An 11364-nucleotide genomic window follows, 5' to 3' on the forward strand; every position below is an offset into this window, starting at 1 on the left:
GGGACGTCCTGCCTTAGGCTGAGGAGTGCTTATTTGAGTATAGAGAAGATTGACGACTCTGCCTCTTCGCGGCGCTCGGCGGCACGGTCGTTCCCCCTAATGGCGCGGCGCCGCGGGCTCGACAGTTAACTAAATGATGGCGCTCTATTTTTTATTGGGTGAACTGGTAGGGGGGGCAAATGTTATCTATCCTTTATGACAGGGAGCGCCGCGGCGAATAATGGGCGGATAACATAATGGATAAGCAGGTTGGTATTAGCGTAGGTTTGGCATTGTTATTCGGTATCGCGTCGCTGACGGCGCAGGCCGATCAGGGCGGCGGAACGCCGCCGCCGGTAAAGGTGTTTACCACCCCATGGGCGCGTCTGTTCTCCGGCAGCGAGGCGACGTTTTCCACGGCGTTGACCTACAGCACGCCGCTGTCTCATCAGTGGATAAATGTGCCGCTCAACGATACCCAGAGCGAGATGCGTAATATCGTCAATCAGCGCATGCTGGCCAGCTTTCAGTATTCACCGCTGAGCTATTTTTTTGCCAATATGACGGTGCGGGTCCCGCTGCAGGATCTCAACCGCTATCAGACTGACTTTGTCTACAGCTTTGGCTATGACGACTGGCATCCCGGCACCTTTAGCCTGGTATACAGTAACTATGGCGATAACAACCATTTTTACCCCCAGCAGGGGCAGCGGCGTACCTATATCGAGCAGGGAACTATCACCGCCGCCTACAAGTTCGCCCTGCCGGCGAGCTGGAATAAGCATCTGCTGCTGTTCCCCCAGGACAGCCTGACCTGCCAGGTGGGCTATAGCTATGGCCCGCGCTACTACTCCCTGCAGGATAATCAGATGAAGCGGGGCAAAAATACGCTGCTGGGCAGCTGTGGCTATACCCTGAAGCAGCACTACTTTCTGCGGGTCTCCGCGTTTTACTATCCAGACCGCGGGCAGCAGCAGCCCTGGGACTCCGACTACAGCTACAGCGTGGGCTATGTCTCTGGCTATGAGCCCGGATCGCTGTCGATTCACTATGATAACTACAGCGGCACGCGCTATGCCTGGCGCGGCGATCGCAACGCCAACTTCCGTCAGGGCACCCTCAACCTGAGCTGGACGCTGCCGTTTTGAGCCCCGCGCGTCGCTAGCGCGGGGTCGGTGCCTGCACCTCGATACGGTAGCTGTTTTTCCCCAGCGGTTCCCCCTGCGCATCATACAGCGTGGCGTAGAGCCACATGTCCTGCCGGTCGCGGGGGGTTACCGTCAGCTGGCGCAGCCGTTGCCCGCTGTCGGCGGGCAGGGTGAAGGTCAGCGCCCCCTGATGTAACACGATACCGCCCTGACGCAGCTGCCAGACCAGGCGGCTGTCGGGGTGGGCGCGCCAGGTATCGTTAATGGCCCACAGCGCGATCTGCCCGGGCTGGCCGGGGTACCACTGCAGGGTGATCGGCTCAATGGAGGGCAGAATCGGCTGAAAGGCGCGCTGCAGGGCGAAGTAGCCCGGCTTCGGCTGGCGGGTGTAGTCCACCACCGCCCAGTTGATCGAGGGCCAGCTCTCGCTGAACATAAACTGCATCAGGGTGGTGACCGGCTGAAAGCGTTGGCGGCGATAGCTTTCGGCGGCCAGCTGGATGATGCGCGCCTGATTCTGCTGGGTGCGGGTGATAAAGTCGGCCAGATCGCGGCCCCGGTGCAGCCCGGCTAGCCCAAAGGTATTGCCGGGCTGGAAGTCATGGTACATCCAGACGCGCCAGGCGGGATCGCGGCCATCCTCGCTGGCCGGCCAGCGATCCGCCGGGGGAATGATGGTCTGCAGCGTCGGCAGGGAGGGCAGGGCCTGGGCGCCAAATTCGGTGATGATGGCGCTGTAGGCGGGCTTCAGCACATCGGTGACCTTACCGAAGTACCACCCCTGCCAAAAGTGCTCATCGACCTTCGACCAAGGGTGCAGGCCGCGGGAGCTATCCTGTCCCAGCGCCTCGGCGACCCGCTGAGCCAGATTCCGGTTCAGATCAGGGCGCCAGTCGGCGAACATCTCCTTCATCCACGGGGCGTTGAACGGCGGCTCGTTCTGTCCGGCCCAGATAATGATGGCGGGATGAGAGCCAAACTGACGCACCAGCGCGGTGGCCTGCCGGGCGGCTTCGGCGGCGAAGGCGGCGGAGTCGTCATAGCCCCACTGCAGCGGCATATCCTGCCACAGCATCATGCCCAGCTCGTCGGCCTGCCGGTACAGCGCCTGCCCGGCGACGTGGGCGTGGACGCGCACGGTGTTGACGTTGGCTCGCTTCATCATCAGCAGATCGCGGCGATAGTCCGCGGCGCTGACCTGGCCGAGCCAGGGCGAGGCGATGTAGTTGGTGCCGCGCAGGAAAATTCGCTTGCCATTGATATACCAGGCTTTGGTCTGCGGATTCTGGCTGAATTGGCGGATGCCGGTGATCTGCGATGCGCTGTCCATCACGCCCTGCGCATCGCGCAGCGTGACACGGACGTGATACAGCGCGGGATAGCCGTAGCCGTCGGGCCACCAGCGGACGACCCGCGGCAGCGCCAGCTGGGCCTCGGCCTCGCCGTCGTGCCGCAGGGTCAGCGGTAGCGTTAGGCGGTAGGTGCGCCCGACGAAATTGTAGGGCGTCATCTGCAGCGTCAGCGTGGCCGGCAGCGTCTCCTGGGCGCGATAGTCTAGACGCAGCGCCAGCGAGGCCTGCTGGCCATCGGCGGAGAAACGCGGGGTCAGCAGCAGGTTATCGATGGCGGCCCGGCGGCTGATTTTCAAGCTGACGGACTGCCAGATGCCGCCGGAGTTGGCATCCTGCCCCTGCGCCGACCAGGCGCCGCCGGGGCGCGTGTCGTGCTGGGTCAGGATGCCCTTGATGCTCTGCTTGTGCAGCGGCCAGATGCGCCCCGGCGTTTCGAAGGGGCTGTCGACGCGCACCAGCAGGCGGTTGTGGCGCCGCAGCGCCGGCGCTGCGTCCAGTGCGAAGCGCTGGAAATAGCCCTGATGGGCGCCCAGGTAGCGCCGGTTGAGCCAGACGTCGGCCCGATAGTCGACGCCGTTAAAGATCAGCGTGGCCATGCGGTCTGGCGCCAGGGGCGGCAGGGTAAACTCACGCTGATACCAGAGGGCGCCCTGGTGGTCGACTCCCTGGCTGTACCAGTTGGCGGGAACCCGCAGCGTCCGCCAGGCTTCGCCCTGCCGGCGCAGGGTCTCGGGCGTGCTAAAGGGGGATTGGCGTCGTGGGTCTGCCAGACGCCGTCTAGGCTCAGCGTCTGGCCGGCGCCGGGGCGCGGCAGCAGGCTCAGCAGTATCAGCACGGTGATCGGCGTTCTGGACATGTGCGCTCCTTGGCGTGGTAACGTTAACGTCCTTCCTGGGGCAGACAGCGCCGCGGCCAGTTCAGGGGCTCGCGCAGCTGGCTTTCCAGATAGCCGGGCGGCGGCAGGCGGTCGATCAGCGGGCCGTTGTTCTGCTTATACAGCAGAGACTCCAGCACCATGGCGTTGGTGCTGAGCGTCATCACCGGATTGTATTCGCCGCTGCGCTCAAAGCGCCCTTCGTACCAGCCGCGCCGATCGTCCCGCGGCCAGCGCCCCAGCTGCATCAGGGCATCGGTATAGGGGCTGTCCCATAGCACCCACAGGCCGAACAGCGCCCGGGTCGCGGTCAATGCCAGCTCGGGGCGGTACTCTCCCCCCTCCGTCAGGACGTTCCAGGGATAGCCGTTGGCGAAGACGGCGTTATCGACCCGCCAGGGCGCGCGGTTGAGCGCATAGTCTGCGCGCGCCGTCAGGATACCGTCGTGCTGCCAGCGCCAGGCCTGCGCCTGGTATACCGACTGGGCCCGCGATCTGAGATCCTGCAGGGTGAGCGAAGCCTTGCCCGGTGGCGACCAGTTGAACTCCAGACCGGCCAGCAGATAGGGGGGCGAGTCGACGCTGAGGTTGCCGCCGCCCAGGCGGGGATCCCGGTCTGCCGTCGCGATGGGATTGGGGCCGATGATGGCGCGCTTATAGGGCGGCGCTGCGCTGAGCGGGGCATCAAAGCCCCACAGCCCCATCGCGGCGGCGGCGTATTGGCTTTGGGCCAGATTGGCGATAGGGCGGGTTTGCCAGCGATTCTGCCGCCACTCGCCGTCCTGCAGCGCCCCCTGCGGGGTCAGCATAGGGCAGAAGTTCCACCCCATGACGATGCGATCGATAAAGCCGCCGTACTGCGGCGCCGCCAGCGTGACCAGCCGCAGCCCCAGCAGCAGGCGGGCGATGTCGCCGGCCGACCAGCCGTCGTCGGCGGGCTGGCGCGCCCCGTTCACCATGGTCAGCCGCTGGCTGTCGTAGTAGCGGTTGGGCAATCCGGCGCCGTTTAAAGGCAGGCGGGAGAGGGTGGCCAGCAGCGCGGAGAGGCGCCGGTCAAACTCCGCGGCCTCCAGCAGCCCTAGCCGCTGCGCCGCGACCAGCGCCACCAGGGTATCGCCCATCTGCGCTGGGGTGGTCAGCGGATAGTTGTCCTGGCCGTTGACCAGCCCGGTGTCGGGCTGGGTGTTGTTCTGGAAATAGCGCCAGGCGATAGTCGCCCACTGGCGCTCTTCGGGGGTAAGCTGCCCCAGCCGGCCCGCGTGGTGCCAGCCTCCCTGGCTGAGGTAGCGCCAGCCCGTCTCCAGCGCCGTCGGCGGCGCCGACAGCGACCAGGCCGTCAGCGCCAGGATAGCGATCGCGGCCGCGCCGATCAGGGTTTTAAGCATGATGCGCTGACCGGCGGCAGTTGGATGGGGGCGTCCAGGGTGCAGGCAGCACACTGGCAGCTCGGGCAGGCCGGCGCGGCGCGCAGGGCGATCCCCTGCTGTTTACACCAGCTGTTCTGGTGGGGTGTCGCCGACAGGTAGGGTCGATTATGGGTCCGGTTGCTTTCATCAAAGGCGTTCAGCAGGGTTTTATCCCACAGCGACGGGGCGACGCCATCGCCGCCGGCGGGCGCGGGGGCGCTGAACAGGCTGCCCTGTTTTTTAAACAGTAGGGCCTCCAGCATGATGCCGTTGTTGTTGGCGGTGAATTCACGGATCGGACCGCTGCCGTTTTCGTACAGCCCCTCGTAAAAGCCTTTGGCGGCGTCGTTGGCATTCTCAATGGTGCTGAACAGCAGATCGGTATAGGGCGACTGCCACAGCGCCCACATGCCCAGCGCCGCCTTCAGGGAGACGGCTGCATCCTCCGGCGTGTATACCCCTTTGTCGGTGATGGTGTTCCAGTCGTAGCCGTCGGAGAAGACCGTGTCATAGACGAAGTAGGGCGCGCGATCCAGCTGGTGCTCGGAGCGGGCGGTCACGATGCCGGCTATCTGGTAGCGGTTCTCCTGCGCCTGATAGACGCGGTTGGCGAAGTCATGCATCCACGGGTGGTTCTCCTTGCCATCGGCCGGGCGCGCGGCGCCGGCCTTATTCCAGCCCAACTCCATGCCATACAGCACATAGGGCTCGGTGGTGACATAGTTGTGCTGCTGGCTCGGTCGGGGATCGCGCGCATCGTAGGGGACCAGGACGCAGTAAATATCGGCCAGTTGGTAGGGCTCTGCGCGGGAGGCCTGACAGGTGTTAAACCCCCACAGCTGGAAGCCGGCGGCGGCGTACTCCTCGTAGCCCAGGCGCCCCTCCTGCACGTAGAGCGGCTGATTTTTGCCGTCCAGCACGGCGCCATACAGGGTACCGCAGGGATCGATGATATGGCTAAAGTCCCAGCGCAGCACCAGATTGTCGATATCGTTGGCATATTCGGGATAGCGATCTTTGATGATTTTCAGCCAGATTAGCATGCGCCCGAGATCCAGCGCGGAGTAGCCGATTTCGCCCGGCTGGTTGATATAGTTCACCTTCTGGGCGGTCAGGGTGTTATAGGCCTTATTCGGCGCCTGTCCCTGAAACAGGTCCAGGTTATTCAGGGTGGCCAGCAGCTTAATCATGCGCTGATCGAAGGTGGCTTTATCCACCAGCCCCAGCTCGCGCGCCGCCGTCAGCGCCGCCATGTACGACGCCGTATCCCACATGGTGGTCGAGGGGTAGGCGTTGGCCGCGTTGACCAGCCCGGTAGCCGGCTGATAGTTGGTGACAAAGTAGGACCAGGCCTTCTGGGCGACCGCCATCTCCTGCGGCGTCAGATCGCCGTGGCGCGGCGGGTAGCCGGCCGCCGGCAGAATGGTTTCAGCTCGCGCGGCGGCGCCGCCCAGGATCAGCAGCAGCGCCAGCCACAGCAAGCCGATCAGGCGCAGGAGGGAACGTGGGTGCGGCATGGGCAGTGACATAGGCATTCCTTATTGCATCTGTATTCCCGCAGGGGGGGCGGAGAGCGGCGGATCGTCGGGCTGGCAGTAGGCGCAGCGCAGCGGTCCCTGTATTTGGTATAGCAGACTTTCCAGGATTAGGGCGTTGGTGGCGGCGCTCAGGGTTGGACTGACGCTGCCGTCCAGGCGAAGGCCGTCATGCCACCCGCGGCCAGGCTGCAGCAGCGGCAGAACCTGCTGTCGCTGCCGTTCGCTCCACGGGGTGCCCAGCAGGGCGTACCAGCCGAAGGCGGCCTTGGCCGAAAACAGCAGCGGGGGCGGCGTGGTCGTGGGGCGGACGCTCAGCGCGGCGAGCGTGGGCGACTCGCGATCGTCAAAGATAAAGTTTTTGCCCGTCTGCGGGTTATAGCGGCTCTCCTGCGCCAGCACCGTGCGCCAGGTGACCGCCGCATTGTCGAGGCTGAATCCATACTCCAGTGCCGCTAGGATGTAGGGCTGAACGAGGATCAGCGGGTGGTCGGTCTGGCGCAGGGTGATCAGCGCATCGTAGGGCAGCACCATGCCGTCGATATTGACGGTGGGCTGATCGCTCAGCGGCTGCTGCAGCGTAATGGCGGCGTCGGGGGTGATACCGCCCAGCGTCGCCTGGGCGTACAGACGGTAGCCGAGCCCAGGGCGGTCATTCAGCGAGAGCAGGCGCCAGCGCGGGGTATCACGCAGGGCGAAGGGGGCATAGGGGCGCTGGCGAAACATCTGCGCCAGCGGCCAGTCGGCGAGCAGACGGTTGATCGCCGCGCCGTGTTCGGGATAGCGGGCGGCGCAGATCTGCAGCGCGCCGAGCAGTCGCCCGATGTCGCTGGCGGACCAGGTGACCCCGTCATCTGCCTGCGGCGCCAGGGGCTGCAGGGTGGCGCTGTGGTAGAACTGCCAGGGCATGCGTTGCGCCGAGCGCGGCAGGGCGGCAAGCGCCTGCAGCGTCGCGTTCAGGCGCCGATCCAGCTCGGCCCGTCCGATGATCCCCAGCCGCTGGGCGGCCATCAGCGCCATCAGCTGATCGCCGCTGCTCCACAGGCTGGCGTAGGGCTGGCGATCGACGGCGTTGACCAGGCCGCTGGGCTGGGTGTTATTGATGAAGTATTGCCAGGCGATGCGCGCCCAGATGGCCTCCTGAAAGCTCAGGCCGCGCGGCGCGGGCAGCTGGGGAAAGTCGCTGCCAAGGGTCTGCAGGGTCAGCGGAATGGGCGGCGGCGGCTGGTGGCGCTCGATATGGATCACGATAGCGAGGGCCAGCAGAAAGCCGCACAGCGTGGCGATATAGCTTCTGGCGCGCTGCAGGTGGGTCGATAACGTCATATCAGCGCTCCCCGCCGGCGGCGTCTTCCGCCGGCGGTTGCCAGAGGGCGGCGCTGATCATCGGCAGCATGGCCAGGATATTCATGCCGCCCCAGAAAATATTGATGATATAGCCGGAGGGATCGCGGATGTTCCCCAGCGTCAGCTGGAGCGCGCCCCAGGCCAGACCCAGTAGGGTCAGGGCGACGATGGCCAACTGTGGCTTGATCAGGCTGAGAAAGTTGCCCTGCTGACGCTCCTTGGGCGTGACGCGAAAGCGGATCTTCTCCCCGCGCAGCACGGTATCCAGCGCCCGGAGATTCATGGAGAACAGGGCCAGGTAGCTGGCTTTGCCGTTCCAGGAGGAGATCCCCCAGGTGCCGAACATAAACGCCAGCTCACACAGCACCAGGTATGGCACGAAGTGCAGGTAGAACGGAGTGGAGTAGGTGGAGAGCGGCGGGATCCCGCTGAACAGATAAATCAGCGGCGCGATCAGGAAAATCAGGTTCCAGAGGCAGGCCAGATAGGACCAGAAGGTGGCGCCATACAGCAGCTTCTGCGCCAGCGACAGGCGGATTTGCCGGCTGTGCAGCACGCCGTCGTGCAGCAGAATATCCAGCGAACCGGCGGCATATTTAAAGCGCTGGATCATCCAGGTCTGCAGATCCTGCGGAGAGAGCATTTTGGACTCGACCTGCGGGTGCAGCACGGAGCGCCAGGGGTGCTCAAGGTCGCCGTGCAGCATGATCGAGGTATAGATATCCTCCGAGACGTGAAAACGGTAGGGCATCAGCTCCATATCATAGGCGACGTGGGGTAGCATGGCCTGCTGCAGATCCCGGCGTAGCTGCGGATCTGTCACCGTGTGGGTATGGCGATCGATCTCGTATTCGATATCCATCGCGTATTGGCGCAGGGCGGTCTGCATGATGGCCTCACGCCGGTGCAGCGAGGCCGCGCCGCAGCAGAACGAGGCATAGGCCCAGTTGCGGCGACGCTGGATCACGTCGTAAAACATCTGCGGATCGTTCATGAAGGGATCTTCGCCGACGCGCAGGGGACCGACCAGCCGCTCGATCAGTCGCCCGGTCAGCGCGCCGACGCGCCCGGCTCGGTGCTCCAGCCAGCGCGGCAGCGGCGTGCCCTGCGCCAGATCGTAAAACCACTGCGGGGTTTGCACCCAGGCGACGTTCGGATCGCAGAAATAGCCCAGGGTGTGTGTCAGCAGGGTGGGAAAGACCCGGGTGTCGGCGTCGCAAATGACGATAAAGTCGCCGTCGGTCTGCTCAATGCCGTTACGCAGGTTGCCGGCCTTGAAGCCCGCGTTATTGTCGCGGGTCAGGTAGTTGACGCCCTCCTGCTCGGCCACCTGGCGCATGGCGTCGCGGCGTCCATCGTCCAGCACGTGGATTTTATACTCCAGGGGGTGCGGGTAGTCGATCCGCTTGGCATCCTGAATGGAGATACGCACCAGCTCGGGGTCTTCAGAGTAGGTGGCGATAAACAGGTCGACCTTCAGCGGGCGCGGTGCGATCTCCCCAGGGTCGGCCAGACACTGGCGGATATCGCTGGGGGCCGGGTGCGGCAGGGGATCCCGCACCTGCCAGAGGTTGATGGTAAACAGACAGGTGCCGATATAGGCCAGGGTTTCGGCCAGCGCCAGCGGCACGGAGTACCAGAGCGCATCGTAATTGAGGGAGTCCATCCAGCGCCAGCGAATATAGTTGGCCCCCAGCAGCAGGGCCGCCACGATCAGCATTTGCCAGAGAAAGTTTATCCAGGGATGGTTGATCAGAGGGGGCGGGGGACGCCGCGCTTCAAACGGTGAAAAATAAAAGTGCATGGCAGTCTCCCCGGATCCATCGCATGATGACAGCGCTTTACCGTATCAGTGTAGCGTAGGCTTAAGCGGCGACAAGGCGACGGGCGGGATAAATCGTTCGCACCGATGACGATGCCCTATACCGATCGGGCGCGACTACGGCAGGCAGGCGCGCCCCGTCAGGCGGGGCGCGGCGGAAAGGGCGCTCCCCGCCCCGGCGCCGGGCGCCCACAGGATTACGCCACGGCGCTGATGAAAGGGAATATTTTATAAAATAGCGTGGCGCAGAGGAGGCTTTTAAGGCGCCGCCGCAGGAGCGTGCGCGCCGGCTTCGATAGGCGGCGCGGATTTCTGATCGCCTGGGAGGCGGGATGCCTGCCGCGCTCGGCAACCATGGGGTTGCTTGATGGCGGTCGGGATGTGTGACGGTGTATGAGGGGCGGCATGTCCAGAAGGGCGAACCGATAGGGATGCTCCTCGTCAGCGGCGCGACCCACGGCCTGTTCTTCGGGCTGCCGGCCGGTATCGAGCCCGATCTCGCGGGCCAGACGCCGGGCCTTGGCCGCCCCCATCTTCCAGTCGAGCGTCGCCTGGCGCCGATCGCCGGCGCGTCTCCGGTGCCACTTCGCGCAGCCCGCGTGAGTTGGCTTTTTTTCACGCTGTTTCTACACTGCAAAGAGGGCGGCGGAGCTGAGTGGGTGAAGAGTGCCATGCTGATGACGGGGATACGCAGAGAAGGGGGAAAGGGGCTTGGGTATCTGCGCCGCTGGCGCTATGTGCCGGACGGCCCGCGCGATCTGCGCATCGACTTTATGCGCGGCATGGCGCTGATGCTGATGATCGTCACGCACGTTGAGATTATCTCTGTCTTTAACCTGTTTACCTCGGAGCGCTTTGGCTTTACCACCGGCGCCGAAATCTTTGTCATTCTGTCCGGCTTTGTGCTGGGGCAGACCAAGCGCCGCCAGCTGCAGCACAGTGATATGGCGACCGTCTCCTACTCCCTGCTGCGCCGGGCGGCGACGCTGTATGCGGTGAATATCGTGATCATTGTGTCGGTGCTGGCCCTCAGCCAGCTGCCGTGGCTCAATAGCTTTGAAGTAACCCATTTTACCCAGCGTCACGATGAGCTGATCTACTCCCTTTATCCGATTGCCGCGCAGTCGCGCGAAGCCTGGTTTAACCAGATCCTCTTTTTACAGATAGGGCCGCAGCAGACGCAGATCCTGGGGCTCTATTTTTATCTGCTGCTGGGAACCCCGCTGGTGGTGTGGATGCTGCAGCGGGGATACGGCGGTGCGCTGTTTATTATTTCGCTGGAGCTGTATATCGCCTACCAGCTGTATCCCGTAGATATTATCGATGCGCAGTTCGAGTATGCCTTTCCCCCGCTGGCCTGGCAGTTTATCTATACGTTGGGGGTGATGTGCGGCTGGTATAAGGGCGAGCTGCAGTCGCTGGCGAAAACGCTGCCCGGGAAACGGGTTATCGGTCTGATGATAGCCGTATTTCTGGTGCTGTTCTTCGTCATTCAGAATAATACCAACCCCTTTATCCCCGCCCGCTTTTTTCTGCATGTGCTGCCTGACTACCGCTTTGACTATATCAACAACGTGCTGGCGGGAAAGAATGAGCTGGGGCTGCTGCGAGTGGTGAATGACGCCTGCCTGCTGCTGGCCCTGTATTTGCTGCTGAGCTATCTGTGGCTGCCCATCAGCCGCGCCGTCGGCTGGTTTTTTATTCTGATGGGGCAGAACTCGCTGTATGTCTTTATCCTGCATCTGTATGTCGTGATGGCGATTAGCCAGTGGGTGCGCTTCGGCCTCTGGCAGCATGCCTGGCTGGAGAATACGCTGACCCATGGCCTAGCGCTGGCGGTGCTGTGGCTGATGGCCCGCTTCGGCATTCTGCGGCGGATTGTCCCCAACTGATAGGGGCGT

General features: G+C 63.7%; 8 protein-coding genes. 2 read left to right on the forward strand and 6 right to left on the reverse strand.

Annotated features, from left to right (window positions below; genetic code table 11):
* Window positions 1-236: 236 nt before the first annotated feature.
* Window positions 237-1127, forward strand: coding sequence for a hypothetical protein (locus QY76_RS10530; RefSeq protein ID WP_034165675.1), 891 nt, complete (start codon window positions 237-239; stop codon window positions 1125-1127).
* Between the two features lie 13 nt (window positions 1128-1140).
* On the opposite strand, the gene QY76_RS10535 is transcribed toward QY76_RS10530, so the two are convergent.
* From QY76_RS10535 to QY76_RS10555, 6 genes are read right to left on the reverse strand one after another with little or no spacing between them, the layout of a single operon-like run.
* On the reverse strand, window positions 1141-3174 hold the full coding sequence (locus QY76_RS10535; RefSeq protein ID WP_235439484.1) for a glycoside hydrolase family 2 TIM barrel-domain containing protein: 2034 nt from the start codon (window positions 3172-3174) through the stop codon (window positions 1141-1143).
* A complete protein-coding gene (locus QY76_RS19300; protein ID WP_235439379.1) occupies window positions 3063-3335 on the reverse strand; it encodes a hypothetical protein in 273 nt (90 codons plus the stop codon). The genes QY76_RS10535 and QY76_RS19300 overlap by 112 nt, the downstream gene beginning before the upstream one ends.
* A gap of 23 nt (window positions 3336-3358) precedes the next feature.
* Window positions 3359-4738: a DUF3131 domain-containing protein gene (locus tag QY76_RS10540; protein ID WP_045427422.1), complete on the reverse strand. Its 1380-nt coding sequence runs from the start codon at window positions 4736-4738 to the stop codon at window positions 3359-3361.
* Entirely contained in the window at window positions 4723-6288 is a 1566-nt protein-coding gene (locus tag QY76_RS10545; RefSeq protein ID WP_045427425.1) for a DUF3131 domain-containing protein, read from the reverse strand. The genes QY76_RS10540 and QY76_RS10545 overlap by 16 nt, the downstream gene beginning before the upstream one ends.
* Window positions 6289-6297: 9 nt before the next feature.
* Window positions 6298-7620, reverse strand: a complete 1323-nt coding sequence (locus tag QY76_RS10550) for a DUF3131 domain-containing protein (protein ID WP_034165671.1) — start codon at window positions 7618-7620, stop codon at window positions 6298-6300.
* 1 nt (window position 7621) lies between these two features.
* Window positions 7622-9445, reverse strand: a complete 1824-nt coding sequence (locus tag QY76_RS10555) for a glycosyltransferase (protein WP_045427428.1) — start codon at window positions 9443-9445, stop codon at window positions 7622-7624.
* Between the two features lie 689 nt (window positions 9446-10134).
* Here QY76_RS10555 and opgC point away from each other — a divergent pair.
* On the forward strand, window positions 10135-11355 hold the full coding sequence (gene opgC / locus QY76_RS10560) for an OpgC domain-containing protein (protein ID WP_045427506.1): 1221 nt from the start codon (window positions 10135-10137) through the stop codon (window positions 11353-11355).
* The last annotated feature ends 9 nt before the right edge of the window (window positions 11356-11364 follow it).

The organism is Edwardsiella sp. EA181011, assembly GCF_000800725.1.
GTDB lineage: Bacteria > Pseudomonadota > Gammaproteobacteria > Enterobacterales > Enterobacteriaceae > Edwardsiella > Edwardsiella anguillarum.